Source organism: Mesorhizobium sp. M8A.F.Ca.ET.207.01.1.1 (assembly GCF_004794715.1).
In the GTDB taxonomy this organism is placed as follows: domain Bacteria; phylum Pseudomonadota; class Alphaproteobacteria; order Rhizobiales; family Rhizobiaceae; genus Mesorhizobium.
The window spans coordinates 1-411 of sequence record NZ_SRUS01000130.1 but is presented as its reverse complement, the minus strand read 5'-3'; the positions used below and the strand labels follow the sequence as shown (position 1 = coordinate 411).

Annotated in this window: 1 protein-coding gene; it reads left to right on the top strand. The window is 68.6% G+C overall.

Annotation, left to right across the window (positions count from 1 at the left end):
• Positions 1–6: 6 nt before the first annotated feature.
• The coding region (locus EN850_RS33830) for a response regulator (protein WP_210238012.1) at positions 7–411 on the top strand (405 nt) is incomplete at its 3' end.

Sequence of the window (411 nt, the reverse complement as noted above, 5' to 3'; positions counted from 1 at the left end):
GATTGCCTGCTGCTGCACGGCTACCAGGTGCGCGTGGCGGCGGACGCCACTGCGCTGGACGTGCTGCTGCAGGTCGAACGCCCGGACGTGATCATCCTGGACTGGATGATGCCCGGCGAAGATGGGCTTTCGGTCTGCCGGCGGTTGCAGGCGCGGGCCATTCCGATCCTGATGCTGTCTGCGATGGGCAGCGCACCCGATCGGGTCATCGGCCTGGAGATGGGCGCCGATGACTACCTGGCCAAGCCGTTCGATCCCCGTGAACTGCTGGCGCGCATCCGCAACGTGCTGCGCCGGACCGATGCGCTGGCGGCCAACCTGGAACCGCTGGCGGTGCGCCGCGCGCGTTTCTCGCGCTGGGTGTTCGACCTGGAGCATCGCCACCTGGTCGACCCGGATGACCGCGTGGTG